The sequence below is a fragment of the Spiroplasma litorale genome (assembly GCF_001267155.1).
GTDB classification, from domain to species: domain Bacteria; phylum Bacillota_I; class Bacilli_A; order Mycoplasmatales; family Mycoplasmataceae; genus Spiroplasma_A; species Spiroplasma_A litorale.
In genome coordinates this window covers 655,993-681,729 of record NZ_CP012357.1, presented here as the reverse complement: position 1 = coordinate 681,729, position 25,737 = coordinate 655,993, and the positions used below count along the sequence as shown (strand labels likewise).

Here is a 25,737-nt window from a genome sequence, read left to right as displayed (position 1 = left end):
AGATGTTCAATAATTGTTATTATTCATAAGTGTCCATAAAAAGGTTACAGCACAAATTTTAATGGAAATAATTTAATTTATTATAATTCAGAATTTAATAGTAATATATTCAATGCCTTAGAAATGACAAGTTCAAGTATTAAAAAAATTGAATTTAACAATAATAAACTAAGGTGCTCCGTATTTAACAAATGTAATATTGAAATAGTTAACTTTACAGATAATATTTTAAAGTATATTGAGTTAAATAGTTCTAATCTATTTAAAGTTAATTTTGATTTATGTGATTTATCAAATTCATTATTTGTTAATTGCAAGATCTTTAATGTTGATGTTAATGAAACAGATTTAAACGATTTTTATTGAAACCAAAACTCTATACGTAAAGCTAATTTTGAAAACTCAAATTTTAAAAATTGTAATTTAGAAAATATATATTTTTACAATTGTGATTTTAAAAACTCTATATTCGAGGATTCAAATTTAAACAATGTTAAATTTTAAAATTGTAATTTATCAGATATAAATTTTAAAAAAACCGACATAAACAATTCGAAATTTATAAACTCAAACATATCATATTCAATATTTGATAAATCTAATAAGTATAAAAATGATTTTATTAGTGTTTATGATGAAAATACACCAATTAATTATTAAAATTATATATTTGAAGATTTAGATTTAGAAATCACAGAAGAACAAATCATTAAACAATCAAAATAGATTGTTATCTAGTAAATAAATTAAAAAATATTATATTAACTGTATTAATGCTTATTTTATAAGTTTTTAATTAGAGTTATATAATAATATTAAACAATGGAAATTTAATTAAAATATAAAAAACAATTATTATATTAAATATAAAATTTGATATTATCATAATAAGAATAAGGATAGATATGGATAGTAATGAGTTATTAAAAAATTTTAAAAGTAGGTTATTAAATAGTAATAAAAATAGTGGAATATTTTATAACAGTTTTTTGCCATCTGCTTTAACAATAGATTTTAAATTGTTAGAAAAATTAGAATTGCTAAGATTGAACCAAAACGATAAATCCCCAATTTCGCTTAAAAAAGCATTGGAATCTAAAACTTTTTTTATAAGTTTTTATGATATTGAAGTAACTGATGAAAATTTAACACCAAAGGGTATATTGAGTTACGCAAAACATATAAAAAAAATAATCCAAAAGAGTAAAATGCAATCAAATGAAAAAAATATTAATGTTTTATATATGGGTCTGTATTTTGTGGAAGGTTGTGCATCAACAAATGAAGGTGATTACTTTAGAGCCCCATTAATATTGAAAAAAATTGCAATAAAAGATATGGGAGGTTCATTATACAAAGTAGTCATAGAAGATGAATTAATATTAAATAACTCCATTTTTAATATATTAGCATTAAAAAATAAAAAGAAATGAGAGTATCAAGAATTAGGAGAATTACAATTAAGTGATAAAGAACTTCTAATTGAAAAGTTTATATTATATTTCAATGATATTGGTTATAGGTTAACTGATCCACAAAATTTTGAAAACACTTTTAATTTAGAGTTTGAAAACGCTAAAGGATATAAAAGAGATGAAGCGGGTAAAAATTTTCAAGAAAAAAACAATAAATACTTTAATCAGGCATTTTGTTTAAATGTATGTTCATTTGGGATATATGATATAGCATCTAGCACAATATTATCTGCATATAATATCTTAGAAAATGAAGATATTAGTTTTTTAGATGAGATTTTTAAAGAGACTAATGATATTTTAGAAAATGTTGATATTGATTATAAAGAATCAGATTTTGTTAATATTTCATCACTTGATTTCACTCAAAAAAATGCAGTTATTAAATCTTTATCAAATTCAACATTTATATTTGGTCCACCTGGAACTGGTAAATCTCAGGTAATAGTAAATTTGTTAGCAAATATAATAAATAAAAATAAATCAGCAATATTTGTAACTGAAAAAAAAGTGGCTTCAAAAGTGGTTTATGATAAACTACATGATTTAAACAACTTTGCTTTAATGTTCCACAATAACGATTCTGCTGCCATAATATTTGAAAAAATAAAAAAAATATACAATAATGTAAATGAATACTTACAAATTTATAATAATAATGAAATCAAAAATGATGAAGTGTCTGTTAAATTAGATGGATATTATGATAAAGTCAAAAAATATAAAGAATTATTTAAAAAAGATGAGGGTAAATTATATCTAACATTTGTTAAATATTTAATTAAATTTGAGGAAATAACTACTGAAAAAATAAAAAAAGATAAAATTAACTTATTTTTAGGTGTAAAAGAGCTTTTATTGAGTAAAAATAATTTAATTATGGATTTAAATTTATTGCATAAATTATTAAACAAGGATTCTTATAATGAATCTATTTTAGACGCACTATATGAAAATAGTCAACTTCCAGAATTATTTTATAACTATATAATAAAAAACAAGATTAAAACAAAAATAAATATTTGAAATAGAAAAAAATTTAAACAATTCTTGGGTACAGAACAATGTTCACAATTAATTTCAGTATCAAATGAATTTTTATCAAAATATTCAAGTTATGAAGTTAAAACAATTATAGATTTTATAAAAAAAATATTAAATACAAGTAGAATAAATTTAGAATTAACAAATAATGTTTTAATTGCTTCATATTGTAATTCTTTTAAAACAAATAATAAAAATTTATTCGATTTTATGGCTGATGATTGATATAAAAAAATAAACAATTTATCTGAAAATAAAGTTGATATTAATAAAAAAAATATAATAAATAATTATTTTTATAATATTATAAATAAAATTAAACTTGGTGTATACAAAGATGAAATATATGGTATAGAAAAAAGCTATAAAACATTATTTAATGATCTTGGAAGAAAAATAAGTAATACAAAAACAAATATGAGAATATCAACTTTATTTAAAAACTATCTACCATTAATTAAATTATTTTTCCCAATAATAATTGGATCTCCTGAGATATTATCTGATTGTAAAATTATTCCATTAAAAAGAAATGAATTTGATTATGCAATATTTGATGAAGCCAGTCAAATATTTACTGAAAAATGTATTCCAATACTATATCGTGCAAAAAAATATGTTATATCAGGGGATGATAAACAACTTGCGCCAACAAGTTTTTTTAAAATGAAAAATGATGTATTAGAAGATATAGAAGATGATGAAGATGTTGTAAACCAAATAAATTATGAAGCAAAAGAAGCTATGAAATTTGAAAGTTTATTAGATTTTGCTAAAGGAAGGTTTAAATCATCAATGCTTAGATATCATTATAGAAGTAAAAATAAAGAATTAATTGATTTTTCTAATGCTAAATATTATGAAAATAAATTAATAGTAAGCAAACAAGTTAAGTACACTAAATGACCAATAGAGTTGATAGAAGTAAACGGAATAAGAGAAAATAGAATTAATATTGAAGAAGCAAATACAGTATTAGAATTAGTTAAATTTATATTAAGTAATGAAAAAATAAAAAATAAATCAATTGGAATTATCACCTTTAACTCAGAACAACAATCATTAATTCTAGATTTACTAGAAAAAGAAAGTTCAAAAAATGCTGAACTATATTTTAATTTGTATCAAAAAGAAAATGGAGAAGAACTTTTTGTAAAGAGTATTGAAAATGTTCAAGGAGATGAAAGGGATATAATAATATTTTCAGTAGGATTTTCTTATGATAAAACAAACATATTTAAAAATTATTTTGGTCCATTAGCACAAGTTAATGGTGAAAAAAGATTGAATGTGGCCGTATCAAGAGCTAAAGAAAAAATGTATGTTATAAAATCTATAAACTCATCAATTATTAATTCAGAAAAAAAAGGAGTGCTTGATTTTAAAGATTTTTTGAAATATTGTGAATTATTAAGAGATCCAATAAAGCATGAAAAAGAAATTGAAATGATGCTAAAAAACGAAACCAAGCTTTTTAATTTAGAAACTGATGATTATAACTTGGAATTTGATAGTGAATTTGAAGTTGAAGTTTATGATGAAATAAATGGTTGATTAAATAAAGAGCGTTATAAATTACATACACAAGTACCAGCATCAGGATATAAAATTGATTTAGCAATATATGATTTTTTAAAAAAACAATATGTTTTAGCAATCGAATGTGATGGATTGTCTTTTCACAGTAGTGTGTTTAGTAAACAAAATGATTATGATAGACAAAAATATTTAGAAAATAGAGGATGAAAGTTTTTAAGAATATTATCAACTGATTGATGAGATAAAAACAAAATAGCTAAAAATAGGTTTATTAACAATATAAAATCTGAAATTAATATGTACGAAGGGGAATTATAATGGAAACATGACAGATTGTTTTATTAATTATATCAGTAGTTATTATAGTTGTAACTTTAACTCTAACAATAGGATACCTAATTCATAGTTATTGTGTTGCAACTCTAAATAAATATAAACAAATCTATATAGATAGAGCATTAGAAGAAGTCAATAAAGAATACTATGAATTTAAAATTGAAGAAAATTATAATAATTTAATGAAAATATTAAGTAGGGAAATTTTAGATAAAAGAAGTAGTTTTAAAATAAGAGACTCTGTAATTAATGACGGTCCTAAAAAACGTGTACAATTAAAAAATATTATACTTGATAAAATAAAGCTTGATTATAATAGTGATAAAGAAATTAATAACTCTAGTAAATGTTTTTTAAAACACACTAATTTAATTAATAGAGAAAAACAACAGCAAGAAAAAAAATAATTATAATTAATTTTTTAATATATTATAATTATAAAAAGGAATTAGTATGTATTATTCTGACTCAAATGACTTAAATATAGTTAAAACTTTTAAAGATTATATAAAAAAATCCAATTTAATATACATAGTTTCTCCATTTATATCAAAAGAAGCATTTTTAGTTTTTAAAAATGAATTTGATTTTTTTGTTAATAAAGGTGGAATAATAAATGTTATTACTTCAACTTTTAATGAAACATGAGAATCATTTAATTATGATGATTTAAAATATATATCAGATATGTACAAAGATTCAATAAATATTAAAGTACAAAATGTTAAAAGAGGCGAAAAACCCTTACATAAAAAAATGTTTTTTTTAGTTATGATAAAGATTTTGCGATATTCTCAGGAAGTGCAAATTTTAGTTATAGTGGGTTATTTGGTAAAGAAAATTGTATACTTTTGTATGATGAACAAAAACATCATGCTAATAAAGATATTGAGTATATGTGAAATAATAATGGAGGTTATAACTTAATAAACTTCAGTGATCTATCAAAAAAAGAATGAGATAAATTAGAAAATAAATATTTTAATAGAATAAATACTATTGAAGATGATAATTTTAAACCACACTACTATCAATTAGATATATTAAATAAATATGAAAATGATAAATTTGAAAAAATAAACCACAGTGTAATTTTACCAACTGGAACTGGAAAAACGTTTTTAGCAGCTTTTATGTTTTTGAATTATAAGTCTGCATTTAAAAATGACTTTATGTTATTTACCACACATAGAACTGAGATATTAACAAATGCATATAATAGATTTAAAAGTATATGTAAAAATGATGATTTTTTATTAGTAAATGATGAAAATATTAATAATATAGATAGTATTTATCTAAAAGGTAAAAATTTATTTATAACAAATAAAAGACTTAAAAATTTAATTGATAAAAATATATTTTCAAAAGATCAATTTGGAATTATTTTTTATGATGAAGCACATCACTTTGATAATTCCACTAATACAAATATTTTTGAATATATATATAACTTTTTTAAACCCAAAAATAATATAGCTTTAACTGCAACACCAGAAAGAATGTCTGGTATGAAAGATATAACATCGATTTTTGATAATGTATTATATAAAATGAGTTTGCATGAAGCAATTGAAAAAAACTTAGTTTGTGATATAGATTATTATTTAATAAAAGACGATAGTGGAATTACATTAAATGAAGCTGATTTAGCAAATGAAATGAAATTAATTATAAAAGTAGATAATGATAAAAGAAATAATTTAGTTTTAAAATCCATTAATGATTATTTTTTTGATGATTCAACAACCTTAATATTTTGTATAAATATTGATCATGCAAAAAAAATTAATAACTTATTAATAAACAATGGATTCAAATCAGATTTTTTAGTATCAGGAGATATCAATAGAAACATTAAAATTAATGATTTTATAAATAAAGAAATAAATTTTTTATGTGTTGTTGATATTTTTAATGAAGGAATAGACATAAAAGAAATAAGTAATGTAATTTTTTTAAGACCGACTAAATCAAAAACAATTTTTACTCAACAACTTGGTAGGGGGCTTAGAAAATATAATAATAAAGTTTTAAAGGTTGTTGATATTGCGACAAACATTAATATAAAAAATTACTGAATTGATAGATTCCAATGTTTCATGTCACCTTTTAATATAAAAAAACTAATAGATAAAAATGAACTTATTTTTAAAGGTGTAAAGCTTTATATTGATAGACTTATAAAAGAAGATTTTATAACATTAATAAAAAAACAAAATGAATATGCAATGTCAAATCTATGTAATAAATTTAAAGTTTGACCCCTAGAATGTATAGATAAAAATAGTGGTAAAAAAATAAAATATAAATTAATATTCAACAATAATTTTACTAATTGGTTTGAAATTTTTGAATTTGTTAATGATGAATGGGTAATTATTGATATTTTTAATTATGATAAATATATATATTACAAACAATCTGGAGTTAATTTTAAAAATTTTAATATATTATTGTTTTTAAAAAAAACAAAATCATTTAACGATGAAAAATCTGAATTTATTATTAATAATTTTAATTACATAATTAATAATGCAAAAACACAAAAAATATCTTTCCCATATAATTATGGAATTAAGTTTTTTAAAGATGTAAAAAGTATAAAAAATGACACTCTACTATATAAAAAATTTAGTAATGATTACAAAGCTTTTATAAAAAAAGTAGACGATGGATTTATTCTCTTGAAAGATTCTTATATTTATCCATATCATAGAGAATTATATTCTAAAAAAGTAGTAGATTTTTGGGATAAGTTAAAAATTCCTAAAAACCACAATACTTTATTTAAAATAACTAAAGATGAACATTTTGTAAGCGGGAGTTTATTGACCGATGTTATAGTCGGGGGTAATTCTTCAATTAATAATGAGTTATATATTAAGAGTGAAAATTTATCTTTAAGAGATTATTTTATAAAATTAATAAATAAAAAACTAAATGCTGATTTTTAAATATGATTAAATATACTACTCGACTAATTATAAAAAAGTAAACTCTATCAGTTTGAACTATTATATTTTATAAATATTAAACAAATTATTATTTTTAAATACGTATAATAATATACTTTAATTTATATATTTATTAAATTTGAGATTAAAAAATTGTAATAAATATTAATAATAAATAATTTAAATATTTATATAAATGTAAAATTGTGTAGTGTAACCTTTTTCCGGACATAATTTAAAATTAATCCAAATAAGATTATAAAATTATAAGGAAAGAGTTTTTTTTATGAAAAGATAAACTAAAGAAGAAAAAATAAAAATATGTAAATTATTTTTAGAAAGTAATTCTAAATACGAAAATTATTCAAATAGTTACAAACTATCATAAATTAGTTTAAGAAATTGAGTTAAAAACTATAATTTATTTGGAGAAGAAGCTTTTGATAATTCAAAAACACATTTAGAAGAAAACTTAAAAGCTTACAAAAAGAAAATAAACAGCTAAAAAAACAACTTAAAGATCAAGAATTAAGAGATGAAATGTATTCGGATTTAAGAAGGTTAATAAATAAAAAAAGTAAATAAGTGACAGCTTTGCATATATAAATGCACTGTTGTATACAATAAAAAAATTTTGAGCAATGAAATAACAATAAGAAAACTTTGCAAAATAATAAAACTAGGTAAATCAACTTATTATAATTGAATTAAAAATAAAAAACCAAAGTTTAAACATATAGATTATTAATTACTATCAAATATCGAAAAAAGTTCTATTGATTCTGGGAAAACATATGGTTCAAGAAGATTAGCGATTAATTTAAACAATATATGCTCTCATAAAAAAATAAGAAGATATATGATTTTTTCAAATTTTAAAGTAAATAATTACAAAACTTCAAAGAAAATAACTAATTACATAGAAAGAGTTGGTAAATATGAAAGAATAATAAAAACAAACGCAGATTTGAAAAAAATGCGATGTTTTTAGTGTTGACATAACAGAAAAAGTCATTAATAAATTAAGACTATACACTTGTGGTTTTTATAATATTAAGCAGAAAAAAATTTATGGATTAATTACAAAGACATCAAAAGGTATATCACTTGTTGTTGAATCATTTTTAAAAATGGTTGATGAGTTTGGAGTTTTTAAACCAAATAGCGTTATTCACTCTGATAATGGTTCAGAGTTTAAATCCTATACATATAAATTAATGCTGATGAATTTTGACTTAAATATAAGCATGTCTAGAGTTGGTAGATCGACTGATAATGGTTATATAGAAGGCTTTTGAAGCGTATTAAAAATAGAAGTTATAATAGAGAATAAAAAATATAAATCAATTGAAGAATATGTATATAATTTTAATTTATACTCAAAATTTTATAATGAAAGGAGAATAAAGTTATAAAATAAATGTGTCCGGAAAAAGGTTGCAGCACATTGTTAAAACAAATTTTAAATAATAAATAAATTAACTGATTTTCATATAACTTAAAATTATAATATTAGAAAAAAATGCAAAAAACTTTTTATTAAATATAATATAAAATTATTGATTTATAAAAATAAAAAAAATAATTATTTATGAAAGAATATGCAACCCTAAGGAGATTAAAAATATTTTATAATACTTGGTTTTTTTAATAATATAAGTAATTTTGCAAGTTATTTCTTTTAATTATAAATTGATCAAATGATAATTAAATTTTTGAAAACTTTCAAATTTATTGCCATATTCTGCAAAAAAAAAAAAAAAAATCTTTATATCAACTTTCAAAGATTCTGTTGGTGCATTATGTTTAAATCACGATTCAGACATTGATAAAACAATATTTGGATATAAATCAATAACATTATTAATGGCATAAGATGTATTTGCAGTTGCTCTATTTGTTTGAATTATTAAACAATTAATCTTATGTTTATTAATAATTTTTATTACTTCACAAATAGTTTTTTTAAAAATTTCTGAATTTTCAGTTAAATTAAAAATTATAAACATTTTTTTACCTATTAAACCAATTATAAGCAAACTTTACTAATATTTTAATTTTTTTTCTTTAATTATAAGGTATAAATAATAAACATTCACCAAATTTTTTGAAAGTTATAATGTATGCTAAATTTTTTTAATTAAGTCTGGTACAACGTTTACTATTTGGTAAGCGGTTCTTTTTTTAATTTCTTTTAATTTTAACTAGATCAACTAACTCGTTATTTTTAATTTATTTATTATTTTGTAACTAACATTAACATTAAAAAAATATAATTCAACAACTTAAATTTCTTGAACCAGAAGGTTCAATTTCTTTTAAAAATTTGTTTTATTGTATAGCCCTTTTTTAAAATTTATTAAAATTTTTTGTGTTTTTAAATATATTTAATCATAATAATGAATAGTGAAAATCTATTCAATTTTTACTTAATGAAATATATTTAATTATAGTTTAATGATTTATACTAGATAAAAATAATTAATTTAATAATTGTTAAATAATTAAATCTGATATATTGTATTTTTTAAATATTTCTTCAATTTTTTTTCTTAACCCAACATTTTTTATATATATAAAAGTTCCTTTTACACCTCTTGTCAATAATACATAATATATGTTTAATATATATTTTAAAAAAATCTTTTCATCATAATTATTTTTCATCACTCTATCATTATATCTATCTTTATATATAACTAGTTTTTTATTTATATAGTCTATTTCTTCAGAAATTATAACTGCTGCATAATTTAAAGTTTTTCCTTGAATTACATGAACGCAACCAACCTCATTTATATTCAGTTTTAAATCACAGTTTTTTTCTGAGTCAACTCAATTTTGAGTTATTACATTTCAATACAAATTAATACCGTCAATATTAAAATCTTCTTTTTCAAGTACTTGTTTCTTTTTGGAGCTATAACCAGTTGTGTTTTTAAAATTATTTTTAGGAAATCCTAATCCTGATAATAAAAATGAGTAATTATGTTGTTTGTTCATTAAATTAATCATATTATACATATCGGTAAAGGATTTAAAAACCTTAAAGTTATATTTTACTAATTTATCCCTATCTATTTTATTTTTTTCTTTAAATAGTATATTTTTTAATAAATTTAAATATTCATCAGCATTTTCCATTCTTAATTCATCAACTAAATTGTATTTTATAAAGTTGCATTTTTCAATTTCTTCATTTATATTTAAATCTGAATTCTTTATTGTTTGATTATCGTCATAAAAGATTATTTGATTTTTTGACACCCTCATTAATCATTCAAGTTCGTTAGTTTCCATTTTATTAAGTCCTAATATATTAGAATTTTTATCAAAAACGTCATAATTGCTTAAGGCTTCTCTCTTTTTTAATCTTTGTGATTCATCAACGATTATATAATCATACTTTTCATAGTTATTTTTAACATAATCTTTTATGATTTGAGATGGACTCATGATATTTTTGGAATTAAAATAAAAAGATTTATTCTTAATTGTTCTATATAAATCGTCTCTAAATTGAGTATTTCCAGAAGTATAAGCAATTTTTAATTTATTTAGTTCATTATCGTTACAAAAAGAATAAAATAATGCAGTTGCACATAGTGTTTTGCCTGTTCCTGATTGACCTTTAATTAGATAAGAATTTAATTTATTGCTCTTAATTGAATTTTTTATTTCTTCAATTATATTATTTTGATGATTTGTTAAAGGTTTTAAGGGATTAATTTGATAAAATAAGCTATTTTTTATTGTTTTAAGGCTATTTTTTACTAAACCTAATTTATCTAAGTGCTTTCATATTTCTTCCATAAAATAAGGGGTTTTATTTTTTTCAAAAAAATTATGACTATTACCCGACTTTTGGTTAGATAGTAGTAATTTATCATGTGAAGACATTAATTCTATTAAACCAGATTCTATTTCATACGTAAAAGATATATTAAATAACTTATTAGTATAAGTTATTACTTCTTTAAAATCTTTATTTCGATCATTTATGTGGTTTATTATTCTTTGATTTATGTTATTTGTTTGGCCTACATAACATTTAATTGATTCTTTATTACTTGAATATAATATATAAATATGGGGCCAAAATTTAAAATCGTCATCTACTATTATTGAGTTTTGATCAAATTTAAATTTTTTAAACACACCATTCATTATTATCACCTTTATATTGATTATATATAATTTTTTTATTTATTTTATTTATTTTTAAATCTGTAGACATAGCAAAAATTATTATATATAATTTTATTAACATGGAGATATTATGAAAAGCATAAATAGTGTAAAAATAAATGAAAGAATTATAAAAGATGGCGTTGTTTATACACCCAATTATATTGTTATTAATATGTTGGATGAAATTAAATACAAAGGAAAAAAAATATTAAATAAACACATTGTTGATAATTCTTGTGGTGAAGGGGCTTTTTTAGTTGAAATTACAAAAAGATATTTAAAAGAATTATTAAAATTAAAAAAAAATAGATTAGATGTTAAGAAACATCTAGAAAAATACATACACGGAATTGAAATTGACCCTATTTCTTATAAAATATGTATTTCAAATTTAAATAATGTTTTATTAGAAAATGGAATTAAAGTTAAAATAAATTGAAATATTATAAATGGTGATACATTAGAATGTACACAGTTTTTGAATAAAATGGATTATGTCGTTGGTAATCCACCATACATTAGAATTCATGATCTTAATATTGACTACAAAAAATATAATTTTTGTACTAAGGGGATGATTGATTTATACTTAATATTCTTTGAAATAGGTTTAAATATGCTTAATGAAAAAGGTAAACTTATATACATAACACCAAATTCTTACTTTACATCAAATGCAGCCAATGTTTTTAGAAAATATTTGATTGATAAATCGATGCTAGAAACAGTTATAAATTTAGGACATTTTAATCCTTTCAAAGGTATAACTACATATCCAGCAATTACTGTCATTTCAAAAATTAAAAATAAGAAAACAAAATATAAAGAGTATGATTCTATTAATAATTTTAATTTTGAAATTGATATTTTAGAAAAAAAAGAGTTTTATATAAATGATTGTTTTTATTTTTCAAAAACTAAACAGTTGTTAAAATTTAGTGAAATTTTAAATGTTAAGAAAAATAATGATTTATTTGTTAGAAATGGCATTTCAACAAATTTAGATAGTTTCTTTATTAATGATTCGTACACTGGTTCATATGTTGTTGAAGCTATGAAAATATCTAAAATGAAATTAACTAAAATGTTTTATCCATACGATGAAGATGGAAATACAGTACCTTTAAATATAATTAAAAACGAAAACAAAAATATGTATAATTTATTATTAAATAATAAAGAAATTCTTTCTAAAAGAAGTTTACAATCTCAAAACTGATTTGAATTTGCACGAACACAAGGAATTAAAGATGTTAATAAAAACAAATTAGTGATCAATAATATAATTAAAACAGTTAATACAATAAAAACAAAAATATTAAAACCTGGTATAGTCCCGTATAGTGGGTACTATGTCATTAGTGAAAAATACGATTTAAAATATATCGAAAATCTCATATATGATCAAGAATTTATAGAATATTTAAAAATTTTGAGAAAAGATAAAAATGGGGAGTATTATTTTTTCTCATCAAATGATTTGCACCAATACCTATCATATAAAATATATAAAATTAATCAAAAAAATTAATGAGGTAAATAAATGAAAAAGGATTTTTTATTTGAACTAGAAAAAACAATTTTTAAAATAAGCCAACCAAATCATATAAATTATGAAAGAAGCTCAAAAAAGGTTGACATTCTTCATTATGCAATACATAGACATTTATCACTTTATTTAGATAAAGAAAAGTATAAAATATGTTCTAAAGTAATTGATAAAAAAGAATATAAAGTTGAAGGTTTATTATTTGATAAAAAAGCAGACATTGCAATATTAAACGTAGTTAAAAATAAAGTTGTTGCAACAATTGAACTTAAATTATATCTATCGAGTGTTCAAAAAAATTTGAAAAATTCACTATCAAATATGATTGGAGAAACCGCAAATATTCAATTGAATGATATTAAAACATTTTGGATACTAAATGCTAGATCTGTAACACCTGTTTATGATGAATCAAAAAAAGTAAAAAGTTTTTATAAAATAAATCAAAGTTTTTTTGATAAATACTTAGACATGTACAATAAAATTAAAAGCAATAAGTATTTAATGCCGTCCAGGTTATTAATTAACGTCTATGACGACAATTTAGATATACAAAAATTTTCTAGTAAACGAGAAATTTTACAAGAAATTAATAATTTTGAAATTAAAAATAATTTTAATTTTAGATATGATAATAATTATATTTTTAATGATAATAAATTATATGTAAACTGTTATGATAAATTTATAAAGAAAATATGTGAGGAAATTATGTATGAAGAATAAATTGGAAGAATATATTGAAGTAGCACTTAAAAGCAGATATTCAAATTCAACAAATCTAATTATAATGTGTCATTTTATTTTTTCTAGAGAAAAAGATTTACCAAATGCCATTTACGATTATGACAATAGTATTTGTTATTCAAATAATTCAAAATGTCCTAAACTTATTATTTATGATGAGGCAGAAGATTTTAAAAAACCTATTCTATTTTTCATGATCAAAGAAGAAGATGAACTAGATGATACTATAAAAAATATAATTATTTTTATTGATAACTTAAAAAAAGGATTATTTCCAGATAATTTAAGACCTAACTATAAAGATTTACTTGAAAATATTTGTAGAAATGATGCTTATAATTTCGATATAAATATAATAATTAATAATTATATATCTGATAATGAAATTAAAGATTTATATAAAAAATTAAGCATTTATAGCGATATTGATAATTACGGAGATTTTAACTTTTATGATAGAAAAAAACTAAATAATAAATTAGAAGGAGAAGAGGATGAAAACCTAACAGATGGTAACCTAGTTTATAATTTTACTTTTGTAAACCAAAATAATGCTGAAACTAAACTAACAAATACATTTAGTTATGAAACTAAGAATGAAAAAATTTTATTATGTACACTTGAGGCCACTTCCCTTGTTAATTGTTATCAAAAATTTGAAAATAGAATTTTTGATAGAAACATAAGGTATAGTATTTCTGGTGATGCAGCATCAAAATCAGTTGATCAAAGCATAAAAATGACCGTTAATGAAGAACCAGAAAAATTTATCATATACAATAATGGAATTACAATTGTTGCAGAAAATATTGGTGATTTAGATATAAATAATAATCTTGTCAAATTAACAAATTTTTCAATTGTAAATGGTGCTCAAACAGTTACAAATTTAGCTAAATTTTATAAAAGTAATGAACTAAAAGACAACATCAATAAAGTAAAAGTAATCGCAAAAATTGTACAGTCTAAAAATAATGACTATAATTTACTAGTTGAAAAAATTACAAAATCTTCAAATAATCAGAAACCTGTAAAACCTCGTGATTTTAGATCAAACTCAATAGAAATGAGAAGTCTAAGAGATTTTTTTGAAAAAAATGGTTTTGTTCTAAATGTAAAAAGAGGGGAAAGCAACTATAAAGTAATTAAAAATATTTCAGAAAATTTAAATATTAAGAAACCTTTAGTATTAGAAAATGATGTGCTTGCACAATATGTTTTAAGTACAATTTTTTTGAAACCATATGAAGCAAATCAAAAAAAATCTAAAATTTTTAGTGATGAATTATACAATAAGATATTCAAAAATGATAAATTAAAGGAAGAATATTATTTGAATGTTTTTAAATTTTATACAGATGCATCAAAACTAATTAAAAAAATAAATAATTATATTAATTTTGGTGACATCCCTATTGTTCAAACCTTAATTAAAAGTATAGAGAATTGATTAATATCAACATTATGATTAATTTATAATTACAAGGATGAGTTTGCTTACTTAACAAGCATTGATTCGGCAGATGAAATTTTAAATAATAAATTAATTTATAATGAAAGTATTTTTTTAAGTTATAAAGGTTTTGATGAAACAGGTTTAACCGATTTTGTAAAAGCTTCCTATGATGAAATTTATGAATTATATACAAAAAATTTAGATAAATCAAATAAACCTTATTCTGCCTCTGCATTTTCATTTAAAAAAGATTTGTATAGTAGGTTTATATATAAATTAGTAACTCCAAGTGTTTTTACAGATACTAAAAAACAACAAAAAATAGAATTTTTAGAAAATTTATTTATTAGAGATTAATATTTTTTATAAAAAAAAAGAAATAAATCAAAAATATATTTATTTATTAAGTAAAATAAAAAAAAGTAATTTTAAGTAACCATGATTATTATTTTTTTAATAATATTTGTTATATTTACACTTCTAAAATTAATGTAATATATAAATAGTAAAAGGTGAAATTATGTTTAATTTAAAAAATAAAAACCTTTATATTTATATACCGGGAATAATACTACTTATTTTTTCTATTATTTTTTTTATTTATTCTTCCCCATATCAAAATGATATAAAAGTTGCAAAGTGATTCGAAAATTTATTTGATAAATCAGAATTGTTAAAGTATGTAAGTCAATATTACTTGGTTGCAGGTAATACTGATTTATTTTTAGTTATCATTTTTATGGTTATGATTATAATTAAATATAAATTTTTGAGTAAGGCAAATAAAAAAGAATGATATAAACAAAATTATTGAATAACTAATTTAATATTATCTATATTAACATCATTTTTTATAATAGGATGAATTTATGAATTAGTTTTTTATATTACTTCAGATACTGGGTTTGGAGTTGGAATTGATGCAGAAATATTCTTATCAGTTAAATATAAAATTACAGGTAAAATATTTTCAGGGTTTTATCAATTTCCTATATTGGGATATATTAATTATTATTTAATAAAAAACTTTCATAAAATAAATGTAAATAAATTAAATAAATTTTATATTGATGCTAAAAAAGCTCTTTTATTTCTTATAATTAATTACATAATTGTTGGTAGTATAAAAATGTTTGGTGGAAGACCATATTATTACAATGTTATATTTAATGAATTATTTAATAAGATGAGTTTAGAACAACAACAAAATTATATTGAATCAGGATTTAGGTATGGTTATTACAGTGAGACAACTAATGCATATACTGGTAATGTAACTGGAGAATGACCATGATGAAGAATGAACTCTATTTTTAATAGATCAAAAGAAGATTTTTTAAATAAAAACCCATATGATTATGGTTTTCCATCAGGTCATGTAGTATCTTCTTTTAGTTTAGTTACTTTTTTATATCTTAAATTTGATAGAAATAAGAAAACAAGTATTTGATCGATTGTTTTTGTTTACTTTTTATCGCTTAATGCAATTAATATGAATTTATCTACAATATTGTGTAGAGGTCATTGAATGACAGACACAAGCTTTTCATTTATAATAATCTTAATAACATTTTTTATTTTAGATGTTTATTATAAATATAGATATAAATAATATAGTTAATTGTAATTATATTTTATAATTAAAAAACCAAAGTAAATTATGAGTAAAGAAAATGATATATATAAAATTTTAGAAAATGAGTTATATAATAATAAATTTAAAGATGGTCAAAAATATTATTCTGAAAACCAAATAATGACAAAATTTAATATAAATAGATTGACTTCAAGAAATGTTTTTAAAAAACTGGAAAAAGCTAATTTTATTAAATCTAAAAAGGCTGTTGGATATTTTGTTAATATTAAAAATTTTTGAAATAAAGGTGGTAGTTGAAATAAAAAAACAAGTGGTAATAGAGAAAGTAAAGTTTATTTTTCAGAAGAAAAACTAGACGACTTTTTTGTAAATAAATTTAATTTAAACCCTAATAATTTTGTTTCTTATATAAAAATAAGAATAAATAATGGTGTTGTTCATTCTTACTCGCAAATATGAATAAATAAACAACTTGTTGGTGAACTTGATTTAGTTAAATTGAATAAGTCAACTTTAGATTTATTAAAGTATAAAAATGAATTTGATTGTTCTTTAAATGTAATTAAAATGTCTAATGTTGTTGATAAGGATTTTGAGATATTCAAAGATATTAACGATAAAATAATACCAACAAAATATAGTGTTATTCAAAATAATGATTTTGAATTTATTCAACTTTCTATTGAAAGATATGTACCAAGTTCTTTTGAACATTACTTTATTCAAAACCTATAAATGCTTGTTATAACAAGCATTTTTTAATATTTTAACTAAATATAATTTAAATATGGAGGAAATGAAAATGATAAAAAGTAACGTAACAAAAGATATGATTAAATATCAAATATCAGAAAAAGAAAAAATTTTTACAATTGATAGCACTTATCATGTTGCTAATTCAATTAGTGATTATTGAGAGTTAGATAATACTATATGATTAGAAACTGGATTAACAAGTTATCAAAAAGCTTATATTATAATAACTCAATATGAAAATGGGACAATTAATTTGAGATATACGCAAAAACAATGACCTGAAAATAGATTTTCAAATAGTTTGTATAATAATTTGAAAAAAATAAAAACTAAGATAAATATAACTGATAATAATTATGAAATAAATCTGAAAAATAATAACAAAATTATTATTGAAAAAAATCCTTTTAATTTAATAGTTTTTAATTCTAATAATGAAGTAATTTTAGAAACAAATTTGAGAAAAGGTTATGAATATTTAGAAAATTTTATTACACCACCTTTGGGTTTTAAACAAGTTGAAAATGATATTAAAAAACCTTTTATATCATTTGAATTAAAGAATGATGAACTAATATACGGTTTGGGAGAGAAGTATAAAAACTTAATAAAAAATGGTGTTGAAACAAATATATATAATGTTGATCCTTCAAGTACTTGCAACCACAACCTTGCATATGGTGGAGTTCCTTTTATTGTATCTAATAAAAATTATGGAATATTACTTAATTCAGGTCATAGAACAACTTTTGAAATTGGATCACCAGTTACAGACGCTTATTCTATGATGACTGATGAAGAACATTTAGAACTTTATCTTTTTATTGGAAATAATATGAAAGAAGTTATAAGTAAGTACACTGAGTTAACAGGAAGAATAACTGGAGTACCAGATGAAGCATTTGGAATTTGACTAAATAGACTTTATTACAACAATAAAGAAGAATTATTTAAAGAAATCTCTAATGCTAAAAAAAACAACTATCCGCTTGATGTGATTACTCTTGATCCTAAATGAATAAAAAATAGATATACTAAAACATGTAATTTTGAATATAATGATGAGGCGTTTGGTGATTTTAAAAGTCTATTAAAAGAAGTTCATAGTAATAATATTAAAATGTGCTTCTGAATAAACCCTTATTTTCAGGTTGATAATTCAGAAACTTCAAAATACGTTATTGAAAATAATTTTTTAGTTAAATCTATAAAAGACAATGAAAACTATGCACATCCTTGATCTGGGATTGACAAACATATTGAAGGAGCTGGGTTAATTGACTTTACCAATCCTAAGGCATTTAGTTGATATAAAGATAAAATAAAATACCTTTTACAAAATGGTGTGGATTTTATTAAAACTGATTATGGTGATGGTTTACCAAAAGAAGCTGTTATGTATAATGGTTGTAAAGGTGAGGAATTTAAGCAGCACTATGCATATATGTATTTAAAAGCAGCATATGAAGCAACACAAGAGTATTTTGGAAAAGATAAGGGATTTGTTTTATCAAGACCTGGATTTATAGGTACTCAAAAATTTGTTGGTAAATGATCTGGTGATGCTGTTCAAAGTTTCTCTGAACTAAAATTACATTTAATAGCAGGTCTTTCATTATCGTTAAGTGGAAATGTTATGTGAGGTACTGATATTGGTGGTTTTCAACCTTATCATAAAAAAGAAGAAGATTTATACATTAGATGAACTCAATTAGGTATGTTTACCCCATTTTCTAGATATCATGGAATAGGTCCAAGAGAACCTTGATACTTTGGTGACAAAGAACTCGAAATTTCTAAGAAATATGCATTAATTAAAAAAAGTTTACTACCATATTACAAAAAATGTGAGTATGAAGCAATTGAAACAGGTGTACCAATTTTAAGACCATTATCTTTGGAATTTCAAGATGATATGATTGCTTCTAAAATAGATGATCAGTATATGTTGGGAGATTCAATTATGGTTGCTCCAATATTAAATAACAAAACATATAAACGTCAAATTTATTTACCAGAAGGACAATGGATTGATTTTTATGATAAAAAAACAAAATATGAAGGAAATAAAACATACACTATAGATTCACCTATTGAAACAATACCCGTTTTTATTAAAAATAATTCAATTATTCCAACTATAAAAGATGGAAACTATAAATTTAATAATTTAGATAATTGTGAATTAGATATAAATGTATTTGGAAAACCAAATGATCTAAATATTAATTTTAGAATTAATTCAAAAAAAGTTGAAATTGTGTTTCAATCAGGTGAAGCAAAAGTTAAGTCAGAAATCAAAACAAAAATTGTAAAAATATAAGGAGCAAAATGGATAAAAAAATAAATATATATGCACCATGTGATGGGTTTGTTAATAAGATTAGTGACTTAAATGACGGTGTATTTTCTGAGAAAATGCTTGGTGATGGATTGTATATAGAACCAACTTCTAATACATTTTACTCACCAATAAATGATGGATGACTTGAAAATATTTTTGAAACTAAGCACGCATTTCACTTTAAACATAATGATGGTTTAATTGCTTTAATGCATATTGGTTTAGATACTGTTAATTTAAAAGGAAATGGTTTTAAATTATTACATAATTCAAAAGAAAAAGTATCTAATAAAACTAAAATTGTTGAAGTTGATTTGGATTTAATTAAAAAAAATAATATTAAAACAAATACTCCAATAGTTTTTGAATTTGATAAAAATGATTATCAAATTAATTTAACTAAATTAGGAAAAGTTAAACAAGGTGATATAATTGCTGAATTAAACCTTGTAATTAAACAAAAAGCAAACGACTTATTAAGTAATCTTGATTTTAAAAATAAATATGAAAAAGCCGCAGAAGATATTTATAAATTTGTAGGTACAAATATTAATATTAAAAAGGCATATAATTGTATGACTAGATTTAGACTAATAGTTAAAGATAAAAGTTTGGTAAATGATAATGATATTAAAAAAATTAATATTGTAAAAGGTATTAATTGAAATGGCGAAGAACTTCAAATCATTATTGGTGGTGATTCATATAAGGTTAGAGAAGCTTATCAAAATCTTGTAGATAAAACATCAAAAAATAACATTAAAAACAAAAGTACTAAAAAAAGAAGTTTTAAACAAAAAACATTAGGTTTTATTTCTGGAATAATAATACCTGTTTTGCCAATAATGATAACCGCAGGTCTTTTAAAAGCACTGCAATCAATATTAGAGCAGCTTAATGCAATTGCAAAAGTAAGTATAAGTATGAATGCTGGAGGTATATCAAAACTATTAACTGACTATGACTTAGGTTCGGCATTAGTTTTTTCAATTGCTAATATAGGTCTTGCATTTTTAGGTGTAGCTTTTGTTGTATCTACAGTTAATTATTTTAAGGGAAATATATATATAGCTATTTTTATAGGAATAACATTAATGAATCCTTATTTAACTGGGGGATTAAATTGAGAGTTATTTAAATTAGGTGATGTAAGCATTAAAGTTCAATCATACGCTTCTTCAATAATTCCTATGGTTGCAGCAGGAGTCTTGTACATATATTTAGATAAATTTATAAAATTATGAATGCCTTCAACAGTTGATATTATATTTAGACCTTTCTTAGCGTACTTATTAACTGTATTACCAATTATATTTATATTAGGTCCAGTTTTAGGTATTTTAGAATCTGGAATATATTATATTATGACTTGAATTGGTGAAGTTCCTTATGGTATTGGAGCTGGTTTATTTGCATTTACATGACAATTTCTTGTAATTACAGGATTACATACTGCAATAAATGGTTTTGTGAATATGTCAATTGCAAATAACCAACCAACAGTTTTAGGATTATGTTTTACAATTACAGTTTTTTCTCAAATGGGTGCTGGAATTGGAATGTTAATTAGAACTAAAAACTCTAACTCAAAAAAAACAATATTTGCAGCAATTCCTGCTACTTGATTTGGAATTACAGAACCGATACTATATGGATCAACATTACCTAAATTTAGACCTTTTTTAATGGGGTGTGTTGGTGCTGGAATTGGTGGACTTTTCATTGGTCTTACCCCAGCGACAAGTTACACTGTTTCTGCAGGAGGTATATTTGCAATACTAAGGGTTGTTGAAGGTGGTTGGCTTCAAATGGGGTTATACGTATTATCTTGAATAGTAACAATAGTTTCAAGTATGTTACTAACAATATTGTTCTATAAAGAAAGAAATTCTGAACTAAGTGAAATAAAAAAAGTTAATAATTTAGTTTATAAAATATATAGTAATTGAAGTAACTTACCACTAAAAGAATCGAAAGAAAAATTAAACAAAAATATTATTAAATTAAACAATTTTATAGATGATAATTTTAAAAATTTAATAAAAAACTTTGATAATTCTCTAAAAGAAACACAAAAGCTTGAAGTTTATTTAAAAAATATTGATGAAAGATTAGAAAACAAAAAAGCTTTTATTATAAAAAGGGCAATCAATTTACAAAATAAGGGAAAAATAGAAAAAATTAAATTACTAAATGAAAAATTCAAAATTCTAGATTATTCTGAAAAAACAGTTGAAAAAAAGAAAAAGTTATACACCTTATTATTAGATAGAAAAAAATTAGAAAATGAAGTCGAAAAAAAACAAGATGAGTTTTTAAAATTGTCAAATACAATTTTGCTAAATATATCTAATGAAATTAAACACCCTTATATTCTTAATTTAAATTCTGCATATTTTAATGCAGTACATTCATGTGACATAAATTATATGCTTACTGAAAAACAAGATATTGAAACAAAATATAGTTTTTATAAAAAAACAATATAGTTAAATAAATCATATTTATTAGATTGAATTGTATTCAAAAAAACAAAAGTAACCTAAGTAGCCAGTGACAAAAAACTGGCTTTTTTTTAATGTCTATATCGTTTAAAACTATATTTTAATTAAAAATAAACAACCACTGTATTTTAATATAAAATAAATGTATGTGATTAGTTAAAACAAAGGGACTAAATTTTATATACCAAAAAGCACTTATTAGAATTTTTAATAGTTTTTATTTAGATTTTAAAGATGGATATCGATCAGTTTTTAGTAAAAATAATGATTTTGATGAAAAAATCTATAAGCTTAAAAAAATTAATACAATTGACGATGTCTTATATTTTAAAAATATTTATTCAATGCATTTCAAAAATCATAAGATAAAAAAGTCAAAAATAGAATGATATAAACATTACATATATCTAGTAAATATAATTTGTGACGCTTTTTTAATATTTTATGAATCAATTTTAAGTTTATCAAAAAATAATTTTGAAGATGATGTTCTTAAAAATGAAAACGATTTAATTTTAATGTTAAATAATTGTTATGACACTTTTAGAAGTTCTTTTAAAAAATCTTATAATTTAATATGTGAATATAATAATATAGAAGGTTATAATCACAATTTTAATGACTATATATTCAAAAACTTATTTTATAATTTTTTACAATTTCAAAATGATGACCTAAATGAAAATTACATATTTAACTACTTTTTATCTTTTTTTAAAGATAGGTTAGATTTTGAAGAAGCAACATATTATTTTAATAAAGACTTTGAAGAAAATGATGAATTAGTTAATAAATTAACATATGAATCATTAACTTCATTATATGTTTTTTTATTTTCAGGTATTTTTAGATATATTATTATGTTTCATCCAACCAATAATTTTAAATATATTGATGTGGATGTTTATATTCAAAATGTTTGATTATTTTCAAGTTATGATTATAGTTATGAATATGAAAATAATAGAGTATTAAGTTTAATTAAAGAAGATATGAAATATTCAATATTTAAAAAAATGAGAAGAGATCCATTAGAAAAAACAGAGTTATATAGAATTATAAGTTATGTTAAAATAAGTGGAGATACATTACTTATAAATAATATAGATATAAATTATTTTAATTTTAATGACTTGATAGATATCTATTTTAAAAAATACAAATCAAATATGAATATGAAATACAAAACAGTAGAATTGTATTCAGAATATAATTATCATTACAATTACTTTATTGATGAAATATTAAAAGATTACAGTTTGAATTATATTGAAATAGACCAGTCAACTTGCAAATATATTAATGATTTGATCAATTCGGATATTAATAAAAAAAATAAAAATTTATTTATATATGATTTATATGAATATTGAGTATTTAAAAAAACAAATCTTTGACTAAAAGAAATTATTATATTAAATTTAGTGCAATTAGATATAGATATATTTGATTATAATAATAATTTAAATTACAAACAATTTTTCGAAATGCTTGTGAGCATATTAAAAGAAACAATATACCAATATATTAATTTAAGTGCTAATTATCTTGACAAAGATAACGAACTTGAAAAAATTACATGTAAATTAAAACAAACTTTAGATTTAGATATTAAATCATTTTCAGATATCAAGAGTGCTTACAATTATAATTTTAAAGAAATTGATAAAAATTTAATATTTAAAAAGTTAAATTTCGACATAAAAAATATTTCAAATGAGGAAATTATTTTAGAAGAGTGTATAATGTCAGAAAATTATAATATTGATATATTAAATTTAGATGAGAGTTTTATATTTACCTTAATGTATGGTTATCTAATTAAAATAAAATACATGTTAGATATATTTGAATACTTATTAGACAGTTATTTTAATTATGATAATCTCATAAGTAATTTAAAATAGTGTTAAAACTTATAAGTAAAAATATTGGTTTAATTTTATTACTTAACCCATCTCCTTTAAACTAAAACACCAGTGATTTTTACTGGCTACTTAAATTTCTTTTAGCTCATATAATTTTTTTATAACTTTTAGATTTAAAAAAATTTTTAGATAAAAAGTGTATTTTCAAAAGCATGTAAAATTAAGATATAGAAAAAATACTTTAAATTACTTGATGTGTTATAATAAATATATATTTAGGGGGTAATTATTATTAAAAAAATACTTACAATAGTTGGATCTGTTTCTTTATTTTCATTTTCTCTTCAAAGCGTTATATCTTGTGGAGAATATGAATCCGGTTATAATCTCTATTCAAACAAAGTGTATACTTCAAAAAATGATTTAATAGGTTATGATGATAAAATTGATGTTTTTTTTATTTTGGGTAATTATAAAAATTTAGATAAGACACCAGATTTTAAAATAAGTGCAAAAATTTTAGAAGATTCATCAGAACAAAATACTACAATTAATTATTTTAAATTAACTAATATTTCAGCTAATAAATTTGAGGAAAAATTATATTCAGCAAATTTAATATTTAATTTTGATGATAATTCTACTAAACCTTTAAAAGATACAAAATATAAAATTAAATTTAATATTACAGACATAGAAGAAGAAGTCGGTACAATTAATGTTAATTATAAAAGCAATAATAATTAATTTAATAGGGGGAAAATAAAATGAAAAAAATATTAAGTGTTCTTTCAAGCATTTCTTTATTGTCTACAATATCTACAACTACAATTTCATGTAGTAATGATGAGTCTGGATATCATACTTATAAAAATCAAGCGTATTCAAGTAAAAATGATTTTGTGGGAAAGAAAGATACAATTTCGGTTATTTTTATATTAGGTAATGACTGGATTTTAGACAATGATTTTATAATAATCACTAGTTTATATATAGTAAAAGATGGAAATGAAGAATCTGTTAATTCAAATATATTTCTTTACTCAGACCCTATAAAAAAAGATGATGAAAAAAGAATATGAACAATGATAGTTTCATATAATGATAAAAGTTCTGAAGAAGATCTAAAACCAATAGATGGTACAAATTATAAACTAAAGTTTTCTTTGTATGGAGCTGACGGTAGTTGATCAAGTGGTTTGTGAGGTTCTTTTGGCGATGTTGAATTTTTATACAAAGATTTACCCACTTATTAGCGTTTATTATAAATATTAATAAATCTTTATAAAATATTTTAATAAAATACTCAATTAAACTAAGGTTTGATTGAGTATTTTTTGTTTTTATAAAAAATTTTTTATCATTAAAAAAATT

20 protein-coding genes are annotated in these 25,737 nt (G+C 21.1%); 18 read left to right on the top strand and 2 right to left on the bottom strand.

Annotated elements, in window-relative coordinates:
• Positions 1–123: 123 nt before the first annotated feature.
• The 8 genes from SLITO_RS03260 to SLITO_RS06220 all read left to right on the top strand — a co-directional run bounded on the left by SLITO_RS03260 (position 124) and on the right by SLITO_RS06220 (position 8,766).
• Entirely contained in the window at positions 124–504 is a 381-nt protein-coding gene (locus tag SLITO_RS03260; RefSeq protein WP_075058353.1) for a pentapeptide repeat-containing protein, read from the top strand.
• 9 nt (positions 505–513) lie between these two features.
• Entirely contained in the window at positions 514–660 is a 147-nt protein-coding gene (locus SLITO_RS06260) for a hypothetical protein (protein WP_144416429.1), read from the top strand.
• Between the two features lie 245 nt (positions 661–905).
• Entirely contained in the window at positions 906–4,376 is a 3,471-nt protein-coding gene (locus tag SLITO_RS03255) for an AAA domain-containing protein (RefSeq protein ID WP_075058352.1), read from the top strand.
• A complete protein-coding gene (locus SLITO_RS03250) occupies positions 4,376–4,801 on the top strand; it encodes a lipocalin/fatty-acid binding family protein (RefSeq protein WP_075058351.1) in 426 nt (141 codons plus the stop codon). The genes SLITO_RS03255 and SLITO_RS03250 overlap by 1 nt, the downstream gene beginning before the upstream one ends.
• A 46-nt stretch (positions 4,802–4,847) precedes the next feature.
• On the top strand, positions 4,848–5,321 hold the full coding sequence (locus tag SLITO_RS03245; RefSeq protein WP_075058350.1) for a phospholipase D-like domain-containing protein: 474 nt from the start codon (positions 4,848–4,850) through the stop codon (positions 5,319–5,321).
• Positions 5,291–7,351 carry a DEAD/DEAH box helicase gene (locus tag SLITO_RS03240; RefSeq protein WP_075058349.1) on the top strand — a complete coding sequence of 687 codons (2,061 nt, stop codon included), beginning with the start codon at positions 5,291–5,293 and terminating at the stop codon, positions 7,349–7,351. Before SLITO_RS03245 ends, SLITO_RS03240 begins: the two co-directional genes overlap by 31 nt.
• Positions 7,352–8,210: 859 nt before the next feature.
• Positions 8,211–8,342, top strand: a complete 132-nt coding sequence (locus SLITO_RS06165; protein ID WP_268794764.1) for a hypothetical protein — start codon at positions 8,211–8,213, stop codon at positions 8,340–8,342.
• A complete protein-coding gene (locus SLITO_RS06220; RefSeq protein ID WP_083433364.1) occupies positions 8,317–8,766 on the top strand; it encodes a DDE-type integrase/transposase/recombinase in 450 nt (149 codons plus the stop codon). Before SLITO_RS06165 ends, SLITO_RS06220 begins: the two co-directional genes overlap by 26 nt.
• 270 nt (positions 8,767–9,036) lie before the next feature.
• Here the strand turns inward: SLITO_RS06220 and SLITO_RS03230 are convergent, their stop codons facing one another.
• Entirely contained in the window at positions 9,037–9,360 is a 324-nt protein-coding gene (locus SLITO_RS03230; RefSeq protein WP_075058347.1) for a hypothetical protein, read from the bottom strand.
• Between the two features lie 487 nt (positions 9,361–9,847).
• On the bottom strand, positions 9,848–11,518 hold the full coding sequence (locus tag SLITO_RS03225; RefSeq protein WP_075058346.1) for a DNA/RNA helicase domain-containing protein: 1,671 nt from the start codon (positions 11,516–11,518) through the stop codon (positions 9,848–9,850).
• A gap of 112 nt (positions 11,519–11,630) precedes the next feature.
• Between SLITO_RS03225 and SLITO_RS03220 the strand changes: the two genes are divergently transcribed.
• The 10 genes from SLITO_RS03220 (at position 11,631) to SLITO_RS03175 (ending at position 25,619) form a co-directional block, all read left to right on the top strand.
• Positions 11,631–13,073, top strand: a complete 1,443-nt coding sequence (locus tag SLITO_RS03220; RefSeq protein ID WP_083433363.1) for an HsdM family class I SAM-dependent methyltransferase — start codon at positions 11,631–11,633, stop codon at positions 13,071–13,073.
• Between the two features lie 12 nt (positions 13,074–13,085).
• Positions 13,086–13,817 carry a hypothetical protein gene (locus SLITO_RS03215; protein ID WP_075058345.1) on the top strand — a complete coding sequence of 244 codons (732 nt, stop codon included), beginning with the start codon at positions 13,086–13,088 and terminating at the stop codon, positions 13,815–13,817.
• Positions 13,807–15,651, top strand: coding sequence for an AIPR family protein (locus tag SLITO_RS03210; protein ID WP_075058344.1), 1,845 nt, complete (start codon positions 13,807–13,809; stop codon positions 15,649–15,651). The genes SLITO_RS03215 and SLITO_RS03210 overlap by 11 nt, the downstream gene beginning before the upstream one ends.
• Before the next feature lie 163 nt (positions 15,652–15,814).
• Positions 15,815–16,906, top strand: a complete 1,092-nt coding sequence (locus tag SLITO_RS03205; RefSeq protein ID WP_075058343.1) for a phosphatase PAP2 family protein — start codon at positions 15,815–15,817, stop codon at positions 16,904–16,906.
• Between the two features lie 48 nt (positions 16,907–16,954).
• Positions 16,955–17,626, top strand: a complete 672-nt coding sequence (locus SLITO_RS03200; RefSeq protein WP_075058342.1) for a GntR family transcriptional regulator — start codon at positions 16,955–16,957, stop codon at positions 17,624–17,626.
• Between the two features lie 67 nt (positions 17,627–17,693).
• Positions 17,694–19,970 (top strand): glycoside hydrolase family 31 protein, encoded by a 2,277-nt coding sequence (locus SLITO_RS03195; protein WP_075058341.1) that lies wholly within the window; start codon positions 17,694–17,696, stop codon positions 19,968–19,970.
• A gap of 8 nt (positions 19,971–19,978) precedes the next feature.
• Positions 19,979–22,480, top strand: coding sequence for a glucose PTS transporter subunit IIA (locus SLITO_RS03190; protein WP_075058340.1), 2,502 nt, complete (start codon positions 19,979–19,981; stop codon positions 22,478–22,480).
• Positions 22,481–22,641: 161 nt separating this feature from the next.
• Positions 22,642–24,402, top strand: a complete 1,761-nt coding sequence (locus SLITO_RS03185) for a hypothetical protein (RefSeq protein WP_075058339.1) — start codon at positions 22,642–22,644, stop codon at positions 24,400–24,402.
• Positions 24,403–24,765: 363 nt separating this feature from the next.
• A complete protein-coding gene (locus tag SLITO_RS03180; RefSeq protein WP_075058338.1) occupies positions 24,766–25,110 on the top strand; it encodes a hypothetical protein in 345 nt (114 codons plus the stop codon).
• Positions 25,111–25,130: 20 nt separating this feature from the next.
• A complete protein-coding gene (locus SLITO_RS03175; protein WP_075058337.1) occupies positions 25,131–25,619 on the top strand; it encodes a hypothetical protein in 489 nt (162 codons plus the stop codon).
• Positions 25,620–25,737: the final 118 nt, after the last annotated feature.